The organism is Actinomadura rudentiformis, assembly GCF_008923185.1.
Lineage (GTDB): Bacteria > Actinomycetota > Actinomycetes > Streptosporangiales > Streptosporangiaceae > Spirillospora > Spirillospora rudentiformis.
Genome location: NZ_WBMT01000022.1, coordinates 123,374 through 147,414, shown reverse-complemented (window position 1 = coordinate 147,414; position 24,041 = coordinate 123,374). Strand labels below are relative to the sequence as shown.

General features: G+C 70.3%; 25 protein-coding genes, 2 tRNA genes and 1 riboswitch. Of the genes, 12 read left to right on the top strand and 15 right to left on the bottom strand.

The window, feature by feature from the left end:
- The first annotated feature begins 171 nt into the window (after positions 1–171).
- Positions 172–1,281 carry a helix-turn-helix domain-containing protein gene (locus tag F8566_RS38490; protein ID WP_192810080.1) on the top strand — a complete coding sequence of 370 codons (1,110 nt, stop codon included), beginning with the start codon at positions 172–174 and terminating at the stop codon, positions 1,279–1,281.
- An 89-nt stretch (positions 1,282–1,370) separates the two neighbouring features.
- Here F8566_RS38490 and F8566_RS38485 read toward each other — a convergent pair.
- From F8566_RS38485 to F8566_RS38470, 4 genes are all read right to left on the bottom strand, one after another.
- A tRNA-Glu gene (locus F8566_RS38485) sits at positions 1,371–1,443 on the bottom strand.
- 114 nt (positions 1,444–1,557) lie between these two features.
- A tRNA-Gln gene (locus F8566_RS38480) sits at positions 1,558–1,629 on the bottom strand.
- A 119-nt stretch (positions 1,630–1,748) separates the two neighbouring features.
- Complete coding sequence (locus F8566_RS38475; protein WP_151567204.1) at positions 1,749–2,384, bottom strand: DUF2461 domain-containing protein; 636 nt, start codon at positions 2,382–2,384, stop codon at positions 1,749–1,751.
- 28 nt (positions 2,385–2,412) lie between these two features.
- Complete coding sequence (locus F8566_RS38470) at positions 2,413–3,177, bottom strand: fumarylacetoacetate hydrolase family protein (protein ID WP_151567202.1); 765 nt, start codon at positions 3,175–3,177, stop codon at positions 2,413–2,415.
- 168 nt (positions 3,178–3,345) lie between these two features.
- Here F8566_RS38470 and F8566_RS38465 point away from each other — a divergent pair, with 168 nt between their 5' ends.
- Positions 3,346–3,822: an SRPBCC family protein gene (locus F8566_RS38465; RefSeq protein ID WP_151567200.1), complete on the top strand. Its 477-nt coding sequence runs from the start codon at positions 3,346–3,348 to the stop codon at positions 3,820–3,822.
- Between the two features lie 9 nt (positions 3,823–3,831).
- Here the strand turns inward: F8566_RS38465 and F8566_RS38460 are convergent, their stop codons facing one another.
- The 4 genes from F8566_RS38460 to F8566_RS38445 form a co-directional block, all read right to left on the bottom strand.
- Entirely contained in the window at positions 3,832–5,202 is a 1,371-nt protein-coding gene (locus tag F8566_RS38460; RefSeq protein WP_192810079.1) for a cellulose binding domain-containing protein, read from the bottom strand.
- A gap of 56 nt (positions 5,203–5,258) precedes the next feature.
- Positions 5,259–5,636 (bottom strand): tetratricopeptide repeat protein, encoded by a 378-nt coding sequence (locus F8566_RS38455; protein WP_151567196.1) that lies wholly within the window; start codon positions 5,634–5,636, stop codon positions 5,259–5,261.
- Positions 5,637–5,828: 192 nt separating this feature from the next.
- Positions 5,829–6,230: a hypothetical protein gene (locus F8566_RS38450; RefSeq protein ID WP_151567194.1), complete on the bottom strand. Its 402-nt coding sequence runs from the start codon at positions 6,228–6,230 to the stop codon at positions 5,829–5,831.
- Between the two features lie 333 nt (positions 6,231–6,563).
- Complete coding sequence (locus F8566_RS38445) at positions 6,564–6,881, bottom strand: hypothetical protein (protein ID WP_151567192.1); 318 nt, start codon at positions 6,879–6,881, stop codon at positions 6,564–6,566.
- 317 nt (positions 6,882–7,198) lie between these two features.
- On the opposite strand from F8566_RS38445, the gene F8566_RS38440 reads away from it, so the two are divergent.
- Together F8566_RS38440 and F8566_RS38435 are read left to right on the top strand one after the other, a co-directional pair.
- A complete protein-coding gene (locus F8566_RS38440) occupies positions 7,199–8,122 on the top strand; it encodes a GntR family transcriptional regulator (RefSeq protein ID WP_192810078.1) in 924 nt (307 codons plus the stop codon).
- 301 nt (positions 8,123–8,423) lie between these two features.
- On the top strand, positions 8,424–9,164 hold the full coding sequence (locus F8566_RS38435; RefSeq protein WP_192810077.1) for a GNAT family N-acetyltransferase: 741 nt from the start codon (positions 8,424–8,426) through the stop codon (positions 9,162–9,164).
- A gap of 15 nt (positions 9,165–9,179) precedes the next feature.
- Here the strand turns inward: F8566_RS38435 and F8566_RS51845 are convergent, their stop codons facing one another.
- The gene (locus tag F8566_RS51845) at positions 9,180–9,500 is read right to left on the bottom strand and encodes a ribbon-helix-helix domain-containing protein (RefSeq protein WP_225993889.1); all 321 of its coding nucleotides are present in this window, start codon (positions 9,498–9,500) and stop codon (positions 9,180–9,182) included.
- Between the two features lie 226 nt (positions 9,501–9,726).
- On the opposite strand from F8566_RS51845, the gene F8566_RS38425 reads away from it, so the two are divergent.
- Positions 9,727–11,478 carry a Crp/Fnr family transcriptional regulator gene (locus F8566_RS38425; protein WP_192810076.1) on the top strand — a complete coding sequence of 584 codons (1,752 nt, stop codon included), beginning with the start codon at positions 9,727–9,729 and terminating at the stop codon, positions 11,476–11,478.
- 63 nt (positions 11,479–11,541) lie between these two features.
- A complete protein-coding gene (locus F8566_RS38420; RefSeq protein WP_192810075.1) occupies positions 11,542–11,889 on the top strand; it encodes an antibiotic biosynthesis monooxygenase family protein in 348 nt (115 codons plus the stop codon).
- A gap of 3 nt (positions 11,890–11,892) precedes the next feature.
- Here the strand turns inward: F8566_RS38420 and F8566_RS38415 are convergent, their stop codons facing one another.
- The 4 genes from F8566_RS38415 to F8566_RS38400 form a co-directional block, all read right to left on the bottom strand.
- Positions 11,893–12,174: a GNAT family N-acetyltransferase gene (locus tag F8566_RS38415; RefSeq protein WP_151567183.1), complete on the bottom strand. Its 282-nt coding sequence runs from the start codon at positions 12,172–12,174 to the stop codon at positions 11,893–11,895.
- Positions 12,175–12,217: 43 nt separating this feature from the next.
- A complete protein-coding gene (gene cimA, locus F8566_RS38410) occupies positions 12,218–13,795 on the bottom strand; it encodes a citramalate synthase (protein ID WP_151567181.1) in 1,578 nt (525 codons plus the stop codon).
- A gap of 371 nt (positions 13,796–14,166) precedes the next feature.
- The gene (locus F8566_RS38405; RefSeq protein WP_151567179.1) at positions 14,167–15,270 is read right to left on the bottom strand and encodes a branched-chain amino acid aminotransferase; all 1,104 of its coding nucleotides are present in this window, start codon (positions 15,268–15,270) and stop codon (positions 14,167–14,169) included.
- Positions 15,271–15,444: 174 nt separating this feature from the next.
- On the bottom strand, positions 15,445–16,500 hold the full coding sequence (locus F8566_RS38400) for a 3-isopropylmalate dehydrogenase (RefSeq protein ID WP_151567177.1): 1,056 nt from the start codon (positions 16,498–16,500) through the stop codon (positions 15,445–15,447).
- 160 nt (positions 16,501–16,660) lie between these two features.
- Positions 16,661–16,781, top strand: a riboswitch (cobalamin riboswitch).
- A gap of 32 nt (positions 16,782–16,813) precedes the next feature.
- Here F8566_RS38400 and F8566_RS38395 point away from each other — a divergent pair.
- Both F8566_RS38395 and F8566_RS38390 read left to right on the top strand, forming a co-directional pair.
- The gene (locus F8566_RS38395) at positions 16,814–17,038 is read left to right on the top strand and encodes a CbtB domain-containing protein (RefSeq protein ID WP_151567175.1); all 225 of its coding nucleotides are present in this window, start codon (positions 16,814–16,816) and stop codon (positions 17,036–17,038) included.
- Positions 17,038–17,820: a CbtA family protein gene (locus F8566_RS38390; RefSeq protein WP_151567173.1), complete on the top strand. Its 783-nt coding sequence runs from the start codon at positions 17,038–17,040 to the stop codon at positions 17,818–17,820. Before F8566_RS38395 ends, F8566_RS38390 begins: the two co-directional genes overlap by 1 nt.
- Here the strand turns inward: F8566_RS38390 and F8566_RS38385 are convergent.
- Both F8566_RS38385 and F8566_RS38380 read right to left on the bottom strand, forming a co-directional pair.
- A complete protein-coding gene (locus F8566_RS38385) occupies positions 17,763–18,464 on the bottom strand; it encodes a (2Fe-2S)-binding protein (protein WP_151567171.1) in 702 nt (233 codons plus the stop codon). The two genes, F8566_RS38390 and F8566_RS38385, sit on opposite strands and share 58 nt — an antisense overlap.
- Positions 18,464–19,693 (bottom strand): ROK family transcriptional regulator, encoded by a 1,230-nt coding sequence (locus F8566_RS38380; protein ID WP_225993888.1) that lies wholly within the window; start codon positions 19,691–19,693, stop codon positions 18,464–18,466. The genes F8566_RS38385 and F8566_RS38380 overlap by 1 nt, the downstream gene beginning before the upstream one ends.
- Before the next feature lie 157 nt (positions 19,694–19,850).
- On the opposite strand from F8566_RS38380, the gene F8566_RS38375 reads away from it, so the two are divergent.
- The 4 genes from F8566_RS38375 to F8566_RS38360 are packed head-to-tail and all read left to right on the top strand — an operon-like array spanning position 19,851 to position 23,792.
- Complete coding sequence (locus tag F8566_RS38375) at positions 19,851–20,939, top strand: sugar ABC transporter substrate-binding protein (protein WP_151567169.1); 1,089 nt, start codon at positions 19,851–19,853, stop codon at positions 20,937–20,939.
- Entirely contained in the window at positions 20,936–21,712 is a 777-nt protein-coding gene (locus tag F8566_RS38370) for an ATP-binding cassette domain-containing protein (protein ID WP_404800384.1), read from the top strand. Before F8566_RS38375 ends, F8566_RS38370 begins: the two co-directional genes overlap by 4 nt.
- Positions 21,709–22,908, top strand: coding sequence for a sugar ABC transporter permease (locus tag F8566_RS38365; protein ID WP_225993887.1), 1,200 nt, complete (start codon positions 21,709–21,711; stop codon positions 22,906–22,908). The genes F8566_RS38370 and F8566_RS38365 overlap by 4 nt, the downstream gene beginning before the upstream one ends.
- Complete coding sequence (locus tag F8566_RS38360) at positions 22,905–23,792, top strand: ROK family protein (RefSeq protein WP_151567167.1); 888 nt, start codon at positions 22,905–22,907, stop codon at positions 23,790–23,792. The genes F8566_RS38365 and F8566_RS38360 overlap by 4 nt, the downstream gene beginning before the upstream one ends.
- Positions 23,793–24,041: the final 249 nt, after the last annotated feature.

Sequence of the window (24,041 nt, the reverse complement as noted above, 5' to 3'; positions counted from 1 at the left end):
GCTACTCCAAATGTGAAGACAGACAGAGTGGAGAGGGACATGCCGACCGGCCGGACTGATGCGACATCACTCCAAAGGCCAGTTACCGCCCCGGCATCCAGAGAGGAATCGGCGGTTCATCGCGAGAGAGGCCTGCGCGCACTGCGCGGGCGCCTGCCCGAGCTGACCGAAGTGGTCGTCAGCTCACTGCGCGCCTCGGAGCCCGCCTACCGGCACGGTGGGATCCCCCCGCAGGAGCCGCCGTTGTGGATCGGGAGATCGATCGATCTGGCGCTCGACGCCTTCCGGATGTCACCCGAAGAACGGATCGGAACACTCGACTGGCCGCGCAGGCTCGGCGAACGCCGGGCCCGCCAGGGCGTGCCCATGCAGGCACTGCTGCGCGCCTACCACATCGGCGGAAAGGTCATCTGCGACGCGTTCACCCAGTGGGGCTTCGAAGAGGGCCTGGCGCCCGCGCACAGCATCTCGCTGATCGACGACGCGTGGGACGTGGTCGACCGGCACTCCTCCGCCGCGCTCGAGGCGCTGCGCACCACCGAGGCGGAGCTGCCCGGCCGTCAGGTCACGGCGGCGCTGCTGGACGCCCTGCTCAACGGCGAGACCGACCGGGCCACGGCCGCCGTGGTGGCGCGTGCCTTCGCGCTCCCCGAGGAGGGCCGCTACGCCGTCGTGGTGCAGCGGCCGGCCGACGGCCCCGCCGCGCCGCTGGACCCGATGGAGCTGCCCGTGCGGGTCCACGGCGTCCGGATGATCTGGCGGATGCACGGTGAGAGCGCGATCGGGGTGGCCGTTCTGGGCGAGCTCTCCGCCGCCGCGCTCGGCGCCGCCCTCCCCACCCGCGGCGGCCGCCGTACCGGGGTGAGCGTCGCCGTCGAGGGCCTGACCGAACTCGGCCGCGCCCGGCAGCTCGCCGAGCTCGCGGCGCGCACGCTGTCCAACGGGCACGGCCTGGCCACCCTGGACGACCGGCTGTCGGCGACGATGCTGACCGTGCGCCCCGACCTCGCACGCGAGCTGGAACTGCGGGTGCTCGCCCCGGTCCTGGCGCTCGACCAGCCGAGCCGGGACCTCCTGCTGGACACGCTCGCCGCCTGGCTGGAGGCGGAAGGGTCGGCCACCCGGGCGGCGGAGTCGCTCTACTGCCACCGCAACACCGTGCTCAACCGGCTGCGCCGCCTGGAATTGCTCACCAAACGCTCGCTCGACAATCCAAAGGATCTTGTAGAGGTCACTTTGGCGCTTGAGGCGTTCAACCTGCGCAGTGGTTCCCGGCGCTAATCACCGATGACCACGCGCGGCATGAAATAAGAAAAAGCGAGATCAACGAAAAGGGCCGGCGGTGTGCACCGCCGGCCCTTTTTCGCGTGTACCCCCGAGCGGATTCGAACCGCCGTTACCGCCTTGAGAGGGCGGCGTCCTAGGCCACTAGACGACGGGGGCCTGGATCTTCGTTCAGCCTTTGCGATCTTCCGCTTGGGCCTCGCCCAGCTTACCGGACGATGTCCCCTTGTTCGAACCGGCTTCTCGCGAAACCATGTCGATCGAGGAGATCAGCTGGGGTACCAGGACTCGAACCTAGACTAACTGAACCAGAATCAGTCGTGCTGCCGATTACACCATACCCCAGTGCGGTAGAGCGGCCTTCCGGTCGCTCGCGCCTCGAAGAGAATACAGGACCCGGGGACCTGGACCAAAACCGATTGGCGGCGCACCCTCGGCCCGGCGCGCAGGCCGGGACCGGGGGGCTATCTGGAGAAGTCGGGCGGGCCGATGTGCTCGCCGCCCCACTCCACGAGGGGGCGGAGCCGGCGCCAGGACTCGCGGACCCGGTCCACGACCTCGGGCGTGCGCATCCACGGGTCGGCGGGCCAGCCCTCATGGGCGTACAGGGACCGGTGGCGGAGCAGCTCGATGCGCGGATGATCTTCGGAGAAGCCGCGCGGGCGGGTCTTGAGCCGGTCGCCGGCGATCTCCATGCCGCCGGCGCGGAGGCCGTCGACGATCGTCTCCAGTGCCTTGCCCGAGTGCTCGGCGTCCACGGCGGCGCGGTAGCGCCGTAGCTGCTCGGGCGTGGGCGCGTACATGCCGCCCGCGACCATCAGGCCGTCGGCGTCGACCTGGAAGTAGAACCCGCCGCCGGCATGGCCGCCCTGGTGCGTCTTGTAGGGCGACTTGTCGTGGCTGAAGCGCACGTCCCGGTAGGGCCGGAACATCTTGGCGGGGCCGAACTCCGGCTCCAGCTCCGCGAACAGCTCGATCATGGGATCGCGCACGTGGCGTTCGTACGTCTCCTTGTGCGCGGTCCAATAGGCCTTGCTGTTGTCGGCGAGGAGCCCCTCGTAGAACTCGAACGCCTCGTCGGTGAAGCCGGTGAACGCCATCGAGCCTCCCTTGGCTGGCTGCGCGACCTCAGTCGCGCGCGACGACCCGGTTGGTGAGGCTGCCCACACCGTCGACCGTCACCGTGACCTCGTCGCCGATCTCCAGCGGCCCGACCCCGGCCGGGGTGCCGGTGAGGATCACGTCGCCGGGCAGCAGGGTCATGACCTGGCTCACGTACTCGACGAGGGTGGGGATGTCGTGCGACAGCTGCGACGTACGCGCGTCCTGGCGGACCTCGCCGTTGACCGTGGTGGAGATCGCAAGGTCGGCCGGGTCGGCGTCGGTCTCGATCCACGGGCCGAGCGGGCAGAACGTGTCGAAGCCCTTGGCCCGGGTCCACTGGCCGTCCTTCTTCTGCAGGTCCCGGGCGGTCACGTCGTTGGCGCAGGTGTAGCCGAGGATCACGTCGGCGGCGCGGGCGGCGGGCACCTCGCGGCACATCCGGCCGATCACGACGGCCAGCTCGCCCTCGAAGTCGACCCGTTCGCTGAGCTTCTCGGGATAGGCGATCGCCTCGCCCGGGCCGATCACCGCGGTGGACGGCTTGCTGAAGATCACCGGCTCCGCGGGGGCCTCCCCGCCCATCTCACGCGCGTGCTCGGCGTAGTTCTTGCCGATCGCGATGACCTTGCTGGGCAGGATCGGCGCCAGGAGCCGCACGTCGGCCAGGGGGAACCGCTGCCCGGTGAACGTGAGCTCGCCGAACGGATGGGCCGCGACGGCGGCGATGGTGTTCTCTTCGACCACGCCGAAGGACATGCCGTCCTCGGCGGAGAACCTCGCGATACGCATGGTCAAGAGCCTAGTACCCCCGCCCGGGGGCGCGGTTCCCCCGATACCCCCAGGTCCAGGCCTGAAATCCCCGAAAGCTACCCTTCTCCGGCCGGGGCTGGAAGCATGGACGGCATCGTTGAGCGGATGCCCCAGACCCCGAGAGAGCCGCCGGAAGGTCCCCCTCCCATGGCCCAGCCGAACGTCGGAGCTCGCATCGAGCCCGTCCAGCAGGTGACGATCGTCCGCAGCGACCGCGCCCACACCTTCGAGGTGTTCGTCAGGCGCATCGGAAGCTGGTGGCCGGGCCGTCCCTTCTCGTTCGGCGAGGGCAGACCGGACATGGTCCACATGGACGAGGCCCTCGGCGGCCGCGTCCATGAGACGTGGGCCGACGGCACCGAGCACGACTGGGGCCGGATCACCGTCTGGGAGCCGTCCGCCAGGCTCGCCCTCACCTGGGAGATCCCACCCGCCGCCGGCACGGAGGTCGAGGTGCGGTTCTCGGCCGTCGGCCCCAGCCTGACGCGCGTCGAGCTGGAGCACCGGGGCTGGGACAAGCTCCCGCCGGAACGGCTGGCCGCCGCGGCGGCCGTGCCAGGCGGCTTCGACGAGGCCTGGAGCCTGATCCTGGGCCGCTTCGCGGCCGTCGCCGAAGCCGGCTAGCCGGACCCGTCAGAAACCGCACGCCTTCCCGTTGATCTTGCAGCCCTTCGGGTTGGCCGCGGTGCCGGCCGCGCCGTACTGGATCTCCCAGGTGGCGCCCGGCGGCACCGGCGGTGCGCCCTTGAGGGGCTGGATCTCGACGCGGTCGCCCTTGCGCACGAGGCGGGCGCCCCAGATGTTCTTGACGTTGGCGCCCGGCGCGTCGAACGTGATCTTCCACGACTTCATGGGCTTGCCGGTGCGGTTGGTGAAGACCATCCGGCCCTCGTAGTAGCCGGGGTCCTGCTGCATCAGCTGGTAGGTGATGCCGTTGCCGGACACCACCGGGCCGACCGGCGGCGCGGTGGGCGTCGGCGGCACCGGGGCCGTGGGTGGCACGGCCCCGGCGCCGGTCGGCGTGGGCGTCGCAGTGGCCGCGGGCGTGCCACTTGGCGTCGCGGTGGCCGGCCCGCTCGGCGTCGCGCTCGCGGTGGGAGTGGCCGACGGGGCGGGCTTGCCCGCGCTGGTCTTCTTGGACCCGTCGTCACGCTGCCACAGCACGGCGCCGACCGCAGCCACGGCGAGGATGGCCACCACCGCGCCGATCGCGACCAGGAGAACCGGCCACCGGGACCTGCCACGCGCCGCCGGCGCCTGAGGCATCGGCGCTCCAGGCATGGGCGGCGGGGGCGTCGGCGAGGTCGCCTGCTGCGACGAGTTGTCCCCCGAGGGCGGCACGAACAGCTGCTGGGGCGGCACGTTCAGCGGTGGCTGATGCGACGCCGCGGCGGGCTGCTGGTGAACGTCGGGGGCCGGCGGAGCAAGGAACGGAGGCGTCTCGGCGGGCCGCGCCGCCTGCGCGGGCGCGGTCTCCTCCTCGGCACCGAAGTGCACCGTCCACAGATCATGCTCGTCCGGCACGTCCGGCTGCTCGTTCGCGACCGGCGGCTGCTCCTCCGCCGCCTGGGGAGCCGTCACCTCCTCCGCGGCGGGCATGGCGGAGGACATCGCGGAGGACATCGCGCCTCCGGCGACGGGAACGTCGGGCTCCTCCACCGTGTCAGCCGTGAAGTCCGTGACCGTCACCGGCTCGTCGATGTCGGCCGCGAAATCCGTGACCGTCACCGGCTCCTCGACCGCAAGGTCGGTCACGGTTGCGGGCGGCTCGGCGGCCGGCGGCACGCCGTCCTCCGGGAAGTCCTCGTGGGTCGCCTCGGGGTCGTCCACCGGCTGGTCGACCATGGTCGACTCGGCCTCGGCGTCCTTCCCGGGGATCTGGAACTCCGCGGTTGTCTTGTGGTCCGGGGGAACGTACCCGGGCTCCTGACCGCTCACCTCGTCACCTTCCAGTGCCTCGATCTCACTGGTGTCCGACGACGGCCAGGGCTGTTCGGTTCGCACGGTTCGCGGCGTTTCGCCGCTGACAAGGTAAAAGGACGTGCGGAGCCGGGGCGTGGCTAGCCCGCGGTGGCGGGCTCCAGGCCGCGGCGGGCGGCCTGGCGCTGGTGCCGGTTGAGCATGTCCGTGACGAGCTCGATCGCGTCCGGCGTGGTGACGCCCTGTGCCCCGGAGAGCCAGCGGGTGGCCTCGGCGAGCAGCTGCTCGGAGGAGTCCGGTGACCCCGCGGGCTGTTCGTCGGCGAGGCGGCCGAGCACTCCGCCGAGCTTCAGCGCGGCATCGGGCCGGGCGGACTCGGCGGCACGGCGGAACCACTCGGCGGCCTGCTCCAGGTCGCCTTCGCGCTCGTGCTGCTCGCCGAACTGGTAGGCCAGGTCCGCGAGCGAACCTTCCGACACGCGCCCCGTGGACTCCAGGCGCCAGGGTCGGACGGGCATGCGATCACTCCGGACGTAGGGACTCGGGAACTGGCGGCTGCGAACGGGCACACCCCGTTCGCGGGCAGGCCGCGCCCACCCATGGTGGCGGCCTCCTCCGACATCCGCCACCGCTTTACGGAACTTTCCCGGCTTTGTCAGTGAATGGGCCGTTACAAACAGTAACCAGGAGTTCCGTTCCCGAGCCGCCGGTCAGACCTCGTAACCGGCGAGTTTGTCGTCGAGGCCGTCGCGCACCAGCGCGAAGGGGCGGTATGCGGTCGGCGCCTCGACGCGGCCGTTCTCGATCAGCCAGGCCGCGTGGCCGGGCTCCAGGAGAACGCCGCCGCCGAGCGGGACCGGATCGGCCAGCACGGTGCGCTCACCGGGGGCGCCAGAGACGAATGCCCCTCTGATGAAGCCCTCGGACTCGTTCCACACCAGGGCATGAGTGCCCAGGATGAACGTGGCGTCGCGGGGGCACATGGGGTCAAGCCAGACGTTGCGGACGTCCAGGTCCCGGGCGTCGAGCGCTTCGGCCACCTGAGTGATGTAGCCACGGATGGCGTCTACCTGCGGGAGAACATGTGGCAGGGGGCGAGTGGGGGCAGTCACGACAATGTCCCTCTCTGCAGCTTGCAAGCATTATGAGGGAAAAATTGCAGAATGTCCCTTTCTCTTCGCCCCATGACGGCAGGCCGATCTGGACATTGGCCACATCGGCCACTCGCCTCCCTTACGCCCCTGATCCCGTGAGACGGAAGTATTGATCAGGCCAGGTGAGTATGTGCCGCCCTATCGGGATCCACCTGCCCTGCTGAAACGGAAAGCATTCCTCCCTTCACCGGCGGTAAGCAGGAGCTCGGGAATTCAGGAAAGAAGGCATTGGCCGGATCCGGCCATCGCCTCACATCTGGCATTCCTCCGCCCCATGAAGCACTCACATGCTCAGGAGCGCCTGGCGAGACCCAGACCGGGGACGAACACACCCGTCACGAGAACAAGTGTGAACACCACAACTGAGCAGCCCAGCGTCCACGTCGCCGGAGCGTTCGTCCAACGCCCGACGCCCGCCGTGGTCACCAGGCCCGTCAGCCCCGCCGCGACCACGACCGTGAATCCGTACGAGCTCCCCGAGGAGGCGTCGGCGGCGGGCACCCGCTCGGTGACGAACAACGGGTCCGCCCTCGTCGTCGGGGCACCCTCCGTCAACGTGAGGTCGTCGCCGCCTGCGACCTGGGGGACTTCCACCCGGCTTCTCTCCACCGACCTCTCCTTAGGTCGTCCGTCCTATCAGCTGTTACAGCCGGACCAGGTGTTGGTTCGTCGGGACGAATTCCGAACATCTGGTCACTCAGCTGGTAACCTTGCCCCACTCGCCTCACTCGTCGACTTGTACCTACAAGTTCGGTGGTCCAGTGATACCCTTTTAGAGAGGGATTAACACCTCAAATCAGTTCATCTCTGACGGGTCGTCTACTTGCAGGGTGAGTGGGGCGAAGTAGAAGATCTGTCTCAGTGGGACGAACCTGAGACGCGACGCGGCAGTCTCACCCCGTATGGGCGGGAAAGGAGCGGACCGGATGGCAGCGCGGCGCTGGCGCGAGGTCGCCGATGATCTGCTGAAACGCATCGAGAACGGTGACTTCCCGCGGGAGAAGGACGGGGGACGGCGCAAGCTCCCGCCCGAGAGCGAGCTGCAAAGCCAGTACGAGACGTCCCGGAACACGATTCGCGAAGCCCTGGACTTCCTGGCCAACCGTGGCCACGTCGTCTCGGAACAGGGCAAGGGGACGTTCATCGTCTTCCGGCCGGAGCCGGTCCACGTGACCCTGTCGGCCGATCAACTGGGCGTCGGCCCGGGCGGCGGCGAGGGCCAGTGGTACAAGCGCGACGCCGCCGTGCAGAACCGCGAGCCGACGAGCTCGGTGCCGCGCGTCGAGATCCAGGTCGTGTCCGAGCAGCTCGCCTGGTACCTCCAGGTGGAGCCGAACACCCAGGTCGTGTCCCGGCACCAGCAGATCTACCTCGACAACGAACCATGGTCGCTACAGACCTCGTACTACCCACTGGACTTCGCTCTCAAGGGTGGCGCCAGCAAGCTCCTGGAGGCCCACGACATCCCCGAGGGCGCGGTGAAGTATCTCGGCGAGACATTGGGCTACAGGGAGGTGGGCTATCACGACGAGATCAGCGCCCGCGCCCCCGACGACAACGAAAAACGCTTCTTCGCCCTCGGCGACTCGGCGGCGGACGTGGTCTTCGAGACGATCCGCACCGCGTACGGCAACGAGGGCAAGGCCTTCCGTCTCACCGTGACGGTGTGGCCCGCGGACCGCAATCGCTTGCACTACAACGTGGGCGCGGTCCCGACCGGTGTCATGCGGGCTCCGACCCGGTACCCGCCGCAGACCGACGCGCCCGACGGAAAGTCCACCGGCAGGCCGGCCGCCGCACCTGCCGACAAGTCGTCCAAACGTTCTCCGAACGGAGACGGGGGCACGTGATTCATGTGGGGGAGGACCCCCCACACCCCCCGGTGCCGGGGCGTGTCCTTGTGGGGGGCGACCCCCCACACCCCCCGGGTCCGGGGCGGCGGCCTTGCTTCGCTGCGGCCACCGTCCCGGGCAGGGGCTCGGCCCCTACGACCCCGGCAGGGGGGCTCCGCCCCCCTGCACCCCCCGGGGCCGGGGAAAGGCTAATTCCGGGGACCTCGTCCCAGGGCGGCCGTACAACACATGTCCAGTAACCCCCGCTTCTCCAAGCTGGAGAGGTGGGGGCTCGCACTTTCGGAGCACAGGAATCCACGTGAACGTCAACGCCGGGGTCCGCTGGTTTCGGATCCGCCAACGGGGGCCGCGCTTTCAGATCCGCCTCGCCGAGATCGAGCACGTGCCGGTCGTCATCGACCTCATCGAGCAGGCCGCCGACTGGCTGCGCGAGGAGAAGGACACCGAGCAGTGGAACAAGCCCTGGCCTGACCGGGAGGGCCGGGACAAGCGGGTCTACGAGGGGGTCGTCAACCGGCTGACCTGGATCCTGTGGGACGGCGCCAGACCGGTCGCCTCGGTCACGATCAACCCGTTCGGCAACGACCTCTGGACCGAGGACGAGCAGCGCACCGAGGCGGTCTACATCCACCGGCTCGTGATCGACCGCGCGTACGCGGGCACCGGGCTCGGCGCCGAGCTGATCCGCTGGGCGGGCCGGCAGGGGCGCCGCCGGACCCCCGGGGCGAGGCTGATCCGCATCGACGTCTGGACGGACAACAAGGAACTGCACGCCTACTACCGCCGCCAGGGTTTCCGCGACGTGGCCATCCGCACCGTCGGGGACGACTGCCCGTCGGGCGCCCTCTTTCAGAGGCAGATCCGCCGTACGCCGTGGTCGGGGACGCCGCGGATCGGCCTCGCGCCGTCACCGCGCGGCGAGCGTGGAGCGAGGTGGCTGGGCGGTCGGGGGCCGGCTCAGACCGCGCTCGGCAGCGTCGGGGTCACGGTCGGCACGCTGGCCACCATGATGATCTTTTTCGTGCTCAAGATGCAGTGAGGCTCAAGGGTCGGTTCAGACGATCTTCCATTTCATGAGGTCGCCGTCGGGGCTCTCGCGGCAGTAGATCGACCCGCCGTTGCCCGCCATGCGCTCGATCTCGGCGTACACGACGAGGGCACGGCTGATGCTGTCGGTCTTGTTGATGCCGGTGAGGGCCATGATCTCCTCGAGGGCATCGCGCGCCTTCAGGCTGAGGTTGACGGTGACCCGCTCCCCCACCGGTCCTGCGGGGGCGGCGTCCCTGTCGTCGGCCTCACGCCGGCCGGACAGGCGCGCGCTGTGCGTCTCGGAGGCTGCTCCGGAGTTCTTCATGAGCGGGTTCGCCTCCAACATCGAACGTCTGTTGTTCGCATGCTCTCAACTCAGGTGGTTCCCGCACTCTATGTCAGAGAAACCTGCCTGAACATCACATGTCGATCTCGAAACGTCATGCTTCTGTGCAAGTTGCAACAGAATTTTATGCGCGGATTGCATGTACTTCGTATGGGCGACGTCATACGCTGGCCGTATCCGAGCCCGAGCCAGGCCCCGGGCTCCCTCCCCGGGGAAGGGAGGCGGAGTGAACAGAGTGCGAGACAGACGGCGGTGGAACAAGGCCGGTGCCCTCCGGGTTCCGGGCACACCGCCACGCCGGCCGATCAAGCCGAGCCTTTCGATGGCTCTCATCGGCCTCTCGATGCTGGTCATCGCGGGGGCAGTGCTGGTCGGCGGAGTACGGGGGATCATCGCGGCGCTGCTGGCGCTCATCGCCGTGCCCATCGCGGGGTTCACCTATGACCAGATCGCCCTGACCAGGAAGGGCCGCTCGCTGGCCACCACGGTCGAGGAGATCCAGGCGCTCAAGTCGAGCGACCAGCTCGCGTTCACACGACCGCTGACAGCCATCTTCCGCCCGGTGCGCGGGTCCTCCGCCCGCGAGTCGGCGCTGGAACCGACCAAGACCGCCCGGAACGAGGCAACACGGCACGAGACGGCCGCGGACGTGCGCCGCTGGGCCGTGCTCACCTCCGTGTCCGCAAGCGGCCCGACAGAGTCCACCCAGCCCGCATCCGCGGCGGGAACGGGCGAGCCGAGCAGGAGCGGGGCACACTCCCCCGCCCGTCCCACCGTCCCGGCGGGACGGCCTGCCGGTGGCGACGGCACCACCGGCACCCCGGGTCCCGACGGGCGGCTGCCCATGACCGGGCCCCGGCCGAACTTCTGGCAGGCGCTCACCATCGAGGAACGGCAGGCCCTGCGGGCACGGGCCCACGAGGCGACCTACCGGCCGGGCGACGTCCTGTGCCGCGAGGGGCGCCCCGCCGAGCACGTCATCGTCATCATGTCCGGCTGGGCGAAGGTGTGGGTCCACGAACCCGACGGGATCCGGGACATCGCCCTGCGGGGCCCCGGCGACCTGGTAGGCGAGCGGGCGGCACTGCTCGTACGGGCCCGTTCGGCGATGGTCACGGCCGAGACCGAGGTCGGCGCCTTCCAGACGCGCACCGAGAGCTTCCTGGAATTCATCACCGAATACCCGCGCGTGCAGGCGGTCCTGGAGCGGCAGGTGTACGACCGGCTCACCGAGGTGCCGCCACGGCCGGCGGCGCCCGACCATGCGGACGTTCCCGTCTGGGCGGGTTCGCCGGTCTGGGAAGGCACCCCGCTCTGGGCGGGCCCGCAGGGCTGGGCCGGCCCGCACGGGTGGCCGGGCCAGCCGGTGCAGCCGCAGGCCCCCGCCTGGTCAGGCGGCAACTGCTCCATCCTCCTCACCGACATCGCCGGGTTCGGCGGCCACAGCCGCGACGACGACGACCGGATGATCGTCCGGGACGCGATGTACGTGATGCTCCAGGACGCGTTCGCCGGTTCGGGCCTGGGGCAGCCCGACTACTACCAGGAGGACCGCGGCGACGGGGCCCTCATCGTCGTCCCGCCCGACACGCCGACCCGGTCGGTCGTCGACCCGACGCTGGCCCGGCTCGCGGCACTGCTCCGGCGCCACAACCGGCGGGCCAGCGAGGCCACCCGGCTCCAGCTCCGCATCGCCCTGCACGTCGGCCCGGTGACCTGGGACCCGCGCGGGGTGTCGGGCACCGCCATCATCCAGACCGCCCGGCTCCTGGAGGCGCCGGTGCTGAAGAACAGACTCGCCGAGACAGGCGCCGACCTGGGCTTCATCGCCTCGACCTTCGTCTACGAGACGGTCATCCAGCAGGGCCCCGGATTCGTCGACCCGGCCTGCTACCTGCCGGTCGAGATCCAGGTGAAGGAGTCGGCTCTCACGGGCTGGATGTACCTCGCGGGCGGCTCCTCCCTTCGCGCGGTGTGATCCACGGTGGGCGTAACGTTTCTGCTGAACGATGCGCCCATGCCGACCCGAGGGAGACTCGACTTGTCCGTCATCAAGATCAACGCGCTGACCGTGCCGGAGGAGATGCGGGAAGAGCTGGAGAAGCGCTTCGCGGGCCGGGCCGGGCTGGTCGAGTCCGCCGAGGGCTTCGAGAGCTTCCAGCTCCTCCGGCCGGTCGAGGGCATCGACCGCTACCTGGTCGTCACCCAGTGGCGCAGCGAGGAGGACTTCCAGCGCTGGACGGAGAGCCAGGCGTTCAAGCAGGGCCACGCGAAGGCCGCCAAGGACGCCGAGGCCCGCGGCCACGGGCATGGCCACGGCGGCCCCGCGGCCGCCGGTGCCGAGCTGTGGTCGTTCGAGGTGATCCAGAGCGCCGAGCCCAAGGGCTGACGTTCAGGCGACCAGGTCCTGGTAGTCAGGGTGCTTGCCGATCCAGCCCTTGATGAACGGGCAGTTCGGGACGACGGACAGGCCGCCCTCAGCCCGGACGTGGTCCAGTGCGCCGCGGGCCAGGGCGCTGCCGATGCCCTGGCCCTCGTAGGCGGGATCGACCTCGGTGTGCGTGAAGACGATCTGGCCTGGCTTGCGCTGGTACTCCGCGAAGCCCGCGAGGATCCCGTCCTCGTGCAACTCGAAGCGGCTCTGCTGGGCGTTGTCGGAGATCTCTCTGCTCATGCCGTGGATAATGCCCGCCCTACGGCGGACATTCCCCGGGATGTCAGCCCGCTTCGTAGCCCGCGTGGAGCAGCGAGTACGTCACGGCCTCCTCCAGCGCCTGCCAGGACGCGGCGATCACGTTGTCCTCGACGCCGACCGTGCCCCACTCGCGGGTGCCGTCGCTGGACTCGATGAGCACGCGGGTCCGCGCGTTGGTGCCGTGCGTCCCCTCCAGGATCCGGACCTTGTAGTCGATCAGTTCCAGCCGTGCCAGCTCGGGATAGAGCCGGCCCAGCGCGATCCGCAGCGCGTTGTCGAGCGCGTTGACCGGGCCGTTGCCCTCGCCGGTGGCGACGATCCGTTCACCCTTGGCGTGCAGCTTCACCGTGGCCTCGCTGACCATGGAGCCGTCGGGACGGCGCTCGACGATGGCGCGCCACGACTCGACCTCGAAATGCCGCTGCCGGACGCCGGTCAGCTCCTCGCGGAGAAGCAGCTCGAACGAGGCGTCGGCGGCCTCGAACGTGTAGCCGGTGGACTCCAGCTCCTTCACCCGATCCACCACGGCCTTGGCCTTCTCGCCGGACAGGTCGTACCCCAGCTCCCGCCCCTTGAGCTCCACAGAGGCACGGCCCGCCATGCTGGACACCAGCATTCTCATGTCGTTGCCGACGGTGGCCGGGTCGATGTGCTGGTACAGATCAGGATCGACCTTCACGGCCGAGGCGTGCAGGCCCGCCTTGTGCGCGAACGCCGACAGCCCCACGTACGGCTGCTGCGAGCTCGGCGTGACGTTGGTGACCTCCGACACCGCGTGCGCGATGCGCGTCATCTCAGCCAGCTGGGCATCGCTGACAAGCCGCATGCCGCGCTTGAGCTGAAGGTTTCCGATGACCGTGAAGAGGTTGGCGTTGCCGCTGCGCTCGCCGTACCCATTGGCGCAGCCCTGGACGTGCGTCGCCCCGGCGCGTACGGCCGCGAGCGAGTTGGCCACCGCACACCCTGAGTCGTCGTGGCAGTGGATGCCGACCCGGGCGCCGACCGAGACCACTTCGTGGACGACGTCGGCGAGCTCGTCGGGCAGCATCCCGCCGTTGGTGTCGCAGAGCGCGATGACGTCGGCCCCGGCCTCGGCAGCGGTCCGTACGACCTCCAGCGCATAAGAGCGGTTGGCGTTGTAGCCGTCGAAGAAATGCTCGGCGTCCAGGAAGACTCGCCGGCCCTCCGCACGCAGGTGGGAGACCGTGTCGCGGATCATCGCGAGGTTCTCCTCCAGCGTCGTGCGGAGGGCCAGTTCGACGTGCCTGTCGTGACTCTTGGCGACAAGGGTCACGACAGGAGCGCCAGAGTCGCGCAGGGCGGCCACCTGGGGGTCGTCGGCGGCCCGCACACCGGCCCGGCGGGTCGCGCCGAACGCGGTGAGCTGCGCGTGCTTCAGGTCGAGCTCGGTCTGAGCCCGCCGGAAGAACTCTGTGTCCTTGGGGTTGGCGCCCGGCCAGCCACCCTCGATGAAGCCGACCCCGAGCTCATCGAGGTGGCGCGCGACGACCAGCTTGTCGGCCACGGAGAGGTTCAATCCCTCTTGCTGTGACCCGTCTCGCAGCGTGGTGTCGTAGACGTGGAAACCGTCGCTCTGCATCGAAAATCCCCCTCGGAATCTGGCTGGCGCGAGAACGTTCCTCTGGAAAGCAAAAAACCCCTCACGGACGTGAGAGGTCTGCGCGCCGGCTATGTCCCGTTAGCTGCCGGCGCGCCAGCCGATAATTACGAGGCTGTAGCGCATGATGCGAGCCAGCATGCCACACCGTCCGACCAAATAAGACATCCATCTCAGATACTGAGATGAGATTTTCCAATCGAGCGGAGACTTCGGGGGGTGCAGGGGGGCGGAGCCCCCCTGCCGGGGTCGTAGGGGCCGAGCCCCTGCCCGGGACGGTGGCCGCCGCGAAGCAAGGCCGCCGGCCCGGGCACGGGGGGTGTGGGGGGTCGCCCCCCACAATGACACGCCCCCTAGTGAATAGGGTGGACCCAGCCGTAGGGGTCCGGCTTGGTGCCGTACTGGATGCCGATGAGTTCCTCGCGGAGCTTCATGGAGATGGGGCCGGGCTCGCCGGTGCCGATGTTCCATTCGCGGTCCGAGCCCTTGACGTGGCCGACCGGGCTGATGATCGCGGCGGTGCCGCAGCCGAACACCTCGGTGATCTCGCCGGACTCGCAGCCGGCCTGCCACTCCTCGATGCTGATCTTGCCTTCCTCGACCGGGATGCCGAGGTCGGGGGCGAGCTTGAGCATGGAGTCCCGGGTGATGCCTGCCAGCAGCGCCCCGTTCAGCGCCGGGGTGAGCAGCCGGGCACCGGCGCCCGAGCCGTACACGAAGACCAGGTTCATCGACCCGACCTCCTCGACCCAGCGGTGCTCGATCGCGTCGAGCCAGACGACCTGGTCGCAGCCGTGCTCGACGGCCTGGGCCTGGCCGGCGAACGAGGCTGCGTAGTTGCCGCCGGTCTTGGCCTCACCGGTGCCGCCGGGGGCCGCCCGCACGTAGTCCCGCGAGAGCCAGACCGAGACGGGCTTGATGCCACGGGGGTAGTAGAGGCCGGACGGGGAGGCGATGACCACGAAGAGGAACTCGTTCGCGGGCCGGTTGACGCCGAGGGCGCGGGTGGTGGCGAACATGAACGGCCGCAGGTAGAGGCTCTGGCCCTCCTTGCCGGGGATCCAGTCCCGGTCGGTGCGGACCAGCAGCTCCAGCGCGTCCACGAACAGCTGCTCGGGGATCTCCGGCATCGCCATCCGGCGGGCGGAGCGGTTCATCCGGGCGGCGTTGGCGTACGGGCGGAACGTGACGATCGAGCCGTCGGCCTGCTTGTAGGCCTTGAGCCCCTCGAACAGCTCCTGGGAGTAGTGCAGGACCTGGCTGGCCGGATCCATGGCGATCGGCCCGTAGGGCTCCAGACAGGCGTCGTACCAGCCCTTGCCCTCCGCGTAACGGATCGTGATCATGTGATCCGTGAAGTGCACACCCCACCCGGGATCGGCCAGGACGCGCTCGCGCTCGGCCGCCGGGGTCGGCTGGTCCGTCAGGGTGATCTCGAAGTCCAGGGTGCTGCTCATCGTCTCGGTCCTCTCGCGGATCGCCACCGCGGCTCCCTTGCCGCCCGGCATTCCTTAATCCCTATTGTCGTACTTCGTCCAGCCCCACTCCTCGATCACGGTGCGCGCACGAAAATCCGGGCGCGCCCGCGAGGCACGCCCGGAGTTCGCTCTGTCGACCAGAGAGGCGCGCCCCTAGCCGGATACTCGCTTCGCGATCGCGTCGCCGATCTGCGACGTGGACCGGGCGCCCAGCCCTGGGCGCTCCAGCAGATCGTCGGCGACGGCCTGCTCGACGCGCCGCGCGGCCTCGGGGGCGCCGAGGTGGTCGAGCAGCATGACGACGGACAGGATCGTAGCGGTCGGATCGGCCTTGCCCTGACCGGCGATGTCGGGAGCGCTGCCGTGCACCGGCTCGAACATCGACGGCGCGGCGCCGGTCGGGTTGATGTTGCCGGAGGCGGCCAGCCCGATGCCGCCCGCGACGGCGGCGCCGAGGTCGGTGATGATGTCGCCGAACAGGTTGTCGGTGACGATCACGTCGTAGCGCTGCGGCTGGTTGACGAAGAACATGGTGGCCGCGTCGACGTGGCTGTAGTCGACCTCGACCTGCGGGAACTCGGCGGAGAGCGCCTTGAGGTAGCGCTGGTAGAGCCCGGCGGCGAAGGTCAGCACGTTGTCCTTGTGGACGAGCGTCAGCTTCCTGCGCGGGCGCGCGGCGGCCTGCTCGAACGCGTAGCGGATGATCCGCTCGACGCCGAGGGCGGTGTTGACGCTCTCCTGCGTGGCGATCTCGTGCGGGGTGCCCTTGCGGAGCACGCCGCCGACGCCCGCGTAGGGGCCCTCGGTGCCCTCTCGGACGACGACCATGTCGATGTCCTCGGGCTGGACGCCGGCCAGCGGGGTGGAGGCACCCGGCAGCAGCTTGACGGGCCGCAGGTTGACGTACTGGTCGAGCTCGAAGCGCATCCGCAGCAGCAGCCCGCGCTCCAGCGTGCCGCTGGGCACGCTCGGGTCGCCGATGGCGCCGAGCAGGATGGCGTCCTGGCCCCGCAGTTCGTCGAGCACCGAGTCGGGCAGCACCTCGCCGGTCCGGTGCCAGAACGCGGCACCCAGGTCGTACGGGGTCTGCTCGAAGGTCAGGCCGGAAGCGGGCGTGGCGGCCTCGAGGACCTTCAGCCCCTCGTCGACGACCTCGGGACCGATCCCGTCACCCGGGATGACGGCCAGACGAATGTTGCGGGAAGACATGGGCGCACTCTACCGCAACGTCTCAGCTCGTGAGCATCGGTCTCACCATCCGAGACCGCCATCTCGCCCCGTTCCCCGGTCCGGGCTCGCCACCATCCGGACTTGTCACCATCCGCCCACTTGACGCGGCACCCATGCCGAGTGGACGCTCAACAGGACAAATTCACACGAGGCGGCAGTGCGCAGGAACCTGGTGCGATTCCAGGACGGTCCCGCCACTGTGTCCGGCCGGTCCGCCAGGGCCCCGGAAGTCAGGAACTGACCTGCCGTCCTCCCGTCACCGGGGCGAGTGCACCCCGTGAGGAGACCCCCTATGGCCCAGCCAGCCGTGCCCTCGACGCAGGTTCAGCAGCCGACCGTTCCGCTGCGCGTCCCCGTCCGCGAGATCCTGCCGTGGGCGGTCTTCGCCGCGGTGCTGGGCCTCGTGCTCCTCTACTTCATCGGCGCCGAACAGGGCGCCACCTCGGTGTTCAGCGGCACCTGGGTGCATGAGTTCACGCACGACGGCCGGCACCTCCTCGGGTTCCCCTGCCACTGATGATGCGTTCGCTTCTCATCCGCGGCATGCTCGCCGGGCTCGCCGCGGCGGCGCTCGCGCTCGTGATCGCGTGGATCTACGGTGAACCGCAGGTGGGGCATGCCATCGCCTTCGAGGAGGCGCAGGCGGCTGCTTCACAAGCTCAAACGCACCACCATGGTGGCGGCGGGGCGGCCGAGTCCGAGGTGGTCAGCCGCACCGTCCAGAAGACCACCGGCCTGATCACGGCGATGGTGGTCTACGGCGTGGCGGTCGGCGGGCTCTTCGCCATCGCGTTCGCGTTCGCGTACGGCAGGATCGGCACGCTCGGCGCCCGGGCGACGGCGGGGCTGGTCGCCCTCGGCGGCTTCGTGGCGGTCGTGGTCGTGCCGTTCCTGAAGTACCCGCCCACGCCCCCGGCGGTCGGCAATCCGGACACGATCGGCGGCCGGACGGCGCTCTACTTCGGCATGGTGGCGCTCGGCGTGCTGGCCACCACCGCCGCGGTGATCGTCCAGCGCCGGCTGCTGCCGAGGTTCGGGACGTGGAACGCGACGATCGCCGCCACCGTGGGCTTCGCCGTCGTGGTCGGGATCGTCTACCGGCTCACGCCCAAGCCGGACGCGGTCGCGGAAGGTTTCCCGGCCACCGTGCTGTGGGACTTCCGGATCGCCTCGCTGGGGATCCAGGTGGTGCTGTGGGCGACGTTGGGGCTGCTCTTCGGGGCCCTCACCGAGCGCGCCTTTCAGCGAGTCAGGAGCACGCAGTCACCGCACATCTCGCCGCCGGGCGGGACACGGTAGTAGAGGCAGCAACTGCGCCGCACGAAGCCCCGGCCCTGTTCGAACGAGCCCGTGCCGGTGAGCGGGTCACGGGAGAACAGATCCCGGACAAGGGTGTTCAGCGGCGCGGCCAGGTCCGGCCGGAGCGTTCCAGCACGGAGCGTTCCGGCCAGGGCCGACGCCGCGTTGCCCCAGAGAAGGCCGTCGGCCAGACGTACGACCTGGAGCATCGTCTCTCGCAGCGGCTGGAGCTGGCCGGTCACGACCGTCTCGTAGAGGCGGTCCGCCGAGCGGAGCCACCCCGAGGGTTCGGCGAGCCAGAGCGCGATCGGGGCCCCCGGCGCCCAGCGCCAGTGGAGGCTCGACAGGTCGGGCACGGCGCCGAGCGCCGCGGCGGCCGCGGTGGGCGACCAGAGACGGGACGCCAGGCCCTGGAACAGGATCGAGGCCGCCACGCGGCGCTCGTCGGTGCCGAGCCGCTGGGCGTACGCGTCGATGAGCCCGAGCAGCCGTTCCGGGTCCTTCTCGGGCAGCGGGCGCCAGGTCGGGTCGGCCTCCTCGGCCGGGTCGGTGACGATCTCGAAGTACGGGCCCAGCTCCGCTGCCGCGCCGAGCGCCGCGATCACGTCCGTCAGCGCCGGATCCGGCATCGGCGTGTCCGTCATCAGCCGACCGCCGGTTCGGCGACGGCGCGGTTGAAGACGATGTCGATGGCGGTGGACAGCCCGGTGGCCAGGGCGCCGAGCACGGTGGCCTCCTCGGCCAGTGCCGACGGCTCGATCGGCGGCGGGTCGAGCGGGGTCATGTCGGTCAGCCGCTCGCGGACGGCGTCCAGGAGCACGTCCACCCCGTGCTGGCCGAGCCCGCCGCCGATGATCACCAGCTCGGGGTCGAGCAGCGCGACGACGCTGGCCAGCGCGCGGGCGATGTTGCCCGCCTCGTACCGCACCGCCTCCAGCGCGATCGGGTCGCCCGCCCGCGCCGCGTCGTACACCTTCTTGACCGTCGGCCGCCCGGGCATGCCGAGCCTGCGCGCGGTGGCGACGAGTCCGGCGGCCGACAGCACGCTCTCGAGCATGCCGTGCCGCCGCGCGCCCGGTGTGCGAGTGAGGGGGTCGGTCTCGCCGAGCGGCAGGAACGCCACCTCGCCCGCGGCGCCCTGGGACCCGCGGAACAGCTTGCCCTCCAGGACGATGCCCATCCCGATGCCGGTGCCGATCGACAGGAACGCGAAGTCGGAGATGCCCGCGCCGAGGCCGTGGGCCTGCTCTCCAAGGGCGGCGAGCGCTATGTCGTTCTCGATGAGGAACGGGGCGGGCAGCCGCTCGGCCAGCCGTCCTGTCGCGCCGGGCCGGTCCCAGCCGGGCAGGTTGGGCGCCAGCCGGAGCCGCTCGTTCTCGACGTCGTGCACGCCGGGGGTGCCGAGCACGATGTAGGTGACGTCGCCGGGCGCGATCCCCGCCTCGGCGGAGAGCTCGGCCACCAGGCCGGCCAGCTGCTCGATCAGCGTGTCGGCGTTGCGCGCCTGGGAGCGGACGTCGCGCCGTACGACCGGCTCGCCGTCCAGGCCGGACAGCGCGGCGCGCACCCATTCCCGGCCGACGTCGATGCCGATGACCCGGCCCGCGCCGGGATCGATCTCGTACAACTTCGCCGCGCGGCCCGCGTTGCCGGTCCGGTGGCCCACGGTCCGTACCAGGCCGGTCCGTTCGAGGTCCGCCAGCGCCAGCGAGACCGTGGGTTTGGAGAGCCCGGTCTGCCGGGCCACCTCGGGCCTGGAGATCGGGCCTTCGCTGCGGATCCGTTCGTAGACGGCGCGCTCGTTCATCACCCGCAGCACGCTGGTGGTGCTCGCGGTGGGCTTGCCGTTGCCGGGCCCGTTCCCGATCGTCACGCCTCTCCCCCTGTTGTGATCCCCCTGTTTGAGGTCCCGACAGTGGCATACCACGACATGGCGATTTTGGCTCTTCTGAGCCTTTTGGGGCTTGTTTTGTTAGGAAGCCTCCCTTACTTTCACCTTACCTCGCGAGATGGAAGGAAGGTGGGGATCGATGCGTCGAGCGTGGTGCGTGATCCCGGTGGCCGCGGCGCTGGTGGTGGCCGGTTGCGGCTCTGACGGCAAGGACGACGGAGGCGGCACGGGCGGCGGGAAGGGCGGGGCGGCGACCATCGCGCTGTTCCTGCCGGAGTCCAAGACGACGCGGTACGAGGCGTTCGACCGGCCGCTGTTCGAGGGCCGCGTGAAGCAGCTCTGTGCCGACTGCAAGATCATCTATGGCAACGCCGACCAGGACGCGACGAAGCAGCAGTCACAGGTCGAGGGGGCCATCACGCAGGGCGCCGACGTCATCGTGCTGGACGCGGTCGACGCCAAGGCGGCCGCGCCGCTGGTCAACCAGGCACGGCAGCGCCGGATCCCGGTCATCGCGTACGACCGGCTCATCACCAATGTCGAGTACTCCTACTTCGTCTCGTTCGACAACGTGCGTGTCGGCCAGATGCAGGGCCAGGCGCTGCTGGACGCGCTGACCGCGCGCGGCACGCTGGGCAAGGGCAAGATCGTCATGCTGAACGGGGCGCCCACCGATCCGAGCTCGGCCGACTACAAGAAGGGCGCGCACCAGGTCCTGGACGGCAAGGTGCAGATCGGGCGGGAGTTCGACACCCCGGACTGGAGCCCCGACAAGGCGCAGCAGCAGATGGAGCAGGCCATCACCGCGCTCGGCCGCGACACCATCGTCGGCGTGCTCTCGGCCAACGACGGCATGGCGGGCGGCGCCATCGCGGCGATGAAGCGAGCCGGCTACAAGTCCCTCCCGCCGATCACAGGGCAGGACGCCGAGCTCGCGGCCGTGCAGCGCATTCTCACCGGCGAGCAGAACATGACCGTCTACCTCAACATCCGCGCACAGGCGGAACGATCGGCCGACCTGGCCGTGGCGCTCGCACGCGGTGAGAAGCCCGCCGCTCCGCAGAAGGTGAACAACGGCACCGCCGACATCCCGGCCTTCCTGCTGGCACCGACCGCCGTGACGAAGGACAAGATCAAGGACACCATCATCAAGGACGGCTTCTACCCGGCCGCGAAGATCTGCGCCGGCCAGGTCGCCGCCGCCTGCAAGACCGCGGGGCTCCAGTGAAGGCCGGGATTCCGGCGGCGCCCGCAGACGGCGTACAGGGTGAGGTGGTGCTCTCGGCCCGCGACATCACCAAGCGGTACGGGGCGGTGCGGGCACTCGACGGGGTGAACCTGCGCCTGGTCGCCGGCGAGGTGGTCGCGCTGGTGGGCGACAACGGTGCCGGCAAGTCGACACTGGTGAAGGTGATCTCCGGGGCGATCACACCCGACTCGGGCGAGATCTTCTTCGGTGGACGGCCGGTCCGCATCGGGCGGCCGCACGACGCGCAGGCCCTGGGGATCTCCACCGTCTACCAGGACCTGGCCCTCTGCGAGAACCTCGACGTGGTCGCCAACCTCTTCCTGGGCGCCGAGACCCACCGCTGGTCGTTGTTGCGGCAGCTGAGGATGGAACGTGCCACCCGCGACCTGCTCGCCTCCCTCGACGTGCGGATCCGCGACATCCGGGCACCCGTCGCCGCGCTCTCCGGCGGCCAGCGGCAGTCGGTGGCGATCAGCCGCGCCCTCCTCGGCGAACCACGGGTGGTGTTGCTGGACGAGCCCACGGCGGCGCTGGGCGTGGAGCAGACCGCCCAGGTGCTCGACCTCGTCCGGCGCCTCCGCGACCGGGGACTCGCTGTGCTGGTCATCTCCCACAACCTCGCGGACGTCCGGGCGGTGAGCGACCGGGTCGTCGTCCTCCGGCTCGGCCGCGACGCCGGGGACTTCCGTACGGCCGACACCAGCCAGGAGGCCATCGTGGCGGCCATCACCGGAGCGGAGGCGGCGGCGTGACCACCGAGACCTCGCGGCGGATCCCCGCGCCGCGGCCGGCCGAGCTCGCCGGCCGCCTGCGCGGCGGGGAGCCGGGCGCGCTGCCGGTGGTGGCGGGTCTCGCCGTCATCGCGGTGGTGTTCGGCTCGCTCAACGACCATTTCCTGTCGGCTGAGAACCTCACCAACCTCGCACTGCAGATGGCCGCGACGGGCACCATCGCCCTCGGCGTCGTCATCGTCCTCCTGCTCGGGGAGATCGACCTGTCGGTCGGCTCGGTGAGCGGGCTGTGCGGGGTGGTGATGACCCTGCTGTACGTGAAGCAGGGATTGCCCGCGGGCCTGGCGGTGCTCCTCGCGCTGGGTGCCGCCGCACTCGTGGGCCTGCTGCACGGCCTGATGTTCACGCTGCTCGGCATGCCGTCGTTCGTGGTCACGCTCGCGGGGCTGATCGGCTGGCAGGGGCTGCTGCTCTACCTCCTGGGCGACGAGGGCACGATCAACCTGCCGTTCGACGGCTCCGTGGCCAAGGTCAGCGACACCTGGCTGCCGCCGTGGCTCAGCTGGCTCGCCGTCGTCGCCGTGACAGCCACCGCCCTGGGCTCGTCGCTGCTGGACCGGAGAGCCAGAACGCGAGCAGACCTTCCCGTACGCCCGATCGCACGTCTGGTCGTCCGGGCCGCCCTGCTCGCGGCGGTGCTGGCCGCCGTCGTGGCGGTGCTGAACGGCGACCGCGGCGTGCCGCTCACCCTGGTGATCTTCGGTGCGCTCGTCGTGCTCCTGGATCTCGCCCTGCGGCACACCCTGCCAGGACGCTGGATCTACGCGGTCGGCGGCAACGCCGAGGCGGCGCGCCGCGCCGGGATCAGCGTGACCCGGATCCGGATCCTGGCCTTCGTCGCGGCGGCCACGCTCGCCGGGGCGGGCGGGATCCTCGCGGCCAGCCGGCTATCCGCGGTCAACCAGAGCTCCGGCGGCAGCGACATTCTGCTCATCGCGATCGCGGCGGCGGTGATCGGCGGAACGAGCCTGTTCGGCGGGCGCGGCCGGCCCTACGCCGCGCTGCTCGGCATCCTGGTGCTCCAGTCGGTCACCAACGGCATGTTGCTGCTGAACGTGGACTCGTCGGTCCGGTTCATGGTGACCGCGGCCGTCCTCGCGCTCGCGGTGGCCATCGACTCGACCGCCCGACGTGCCCGTCCGGGCGGCGGGCGGTGAGCGGGCCGACCGTCCTCGGCATCGACTTCGGCGGCACCAAGATCGCGCTCGCCACCGCGACCGCCGGCGGGCGGCTGCTCCACCGCCGCACGCTGGAGACCCGTGCCGGCGACGGCGCCCGCGCCGCGATCGAACGCACCCTCACCGCCGCCCGCCGGCTCATCGAGGAGACCGGCGAGCACCCGGTCGCGGTGGGCGTCTCGACCTTCGGCGTCGTCCAGGGGGCACGCGTCGTCCTGGCCCCCAACGTTCCGGGATGGGAGGAACAACCGCTCCCCCACCTGCTCGAAGAGGGCCTCGAGATGCCCGCGCTGCTGGACAACGACGTGAACGCGGCGGCCGCCGCGGAGGTCCGCTGGGGGCGCCTGGCGGGAGTCGGCGTCGGCCTGTACGTCAACGTCGGCACCGGCCTCGGGGCGGGCATCGTGGTCGACGGCCGCGTGCTGCGCGGCGCCAACGGCGCGGCGGGCGAGATCGGCTACTCGCTCTCCTCCCCCGCACAGCCGGGCCACGCCGCCGGTCGCGCCCCGCTGGAGGAGTACGCGTCCGGGAGCGGGCTGGCGCAACGAGGCACCCAGCTGCTCGGGCGGAACGTGACCGCAGCGGAACTGTTCGCCCTGCGCGACGACCCGCGGGTGGCCGGACTCCTGGACGAGGCGCTGGACAAGCTGGGAATGGCGGTGGCCAACCTGGCGATCGCACTCGATGCCGACCGGGTCGTCCTGGGCGGCGGCATGGCGGCCGAACCCTCACTGGCCGCCCGCCTGGGAGCCTCGCTGACCGCAGCGGTGCCGTTCCCTCCGGAGGTCGAACTAGCCCGCTTCACCGGAGACGCATCCCTCATGGGAGCTCTGGCGCTGGCCCTGGACGCGAAACCGCCGTGACCGAAGACCCGGTCACGGCGGTCGCAAAGCTCAAGACCACACTCAGCGGGTTACTTGCGGCTGGACTGGCCGCCGTTGTCGCGGCGGTCCAGGGCGGTCTGCAGTGCGCGCGACGCCTCGTCCTGGTCGTCGGCGGGCGCGGCGTTGAACGTCTCGTTCATGATTGTGCTCCGTGGTCTGTGTGGTGGCTGCTGTGCCGGGGTCGCCGCACCGTGGTTCGCACGGTCCGGCGCTGAACAGGGCTTACGG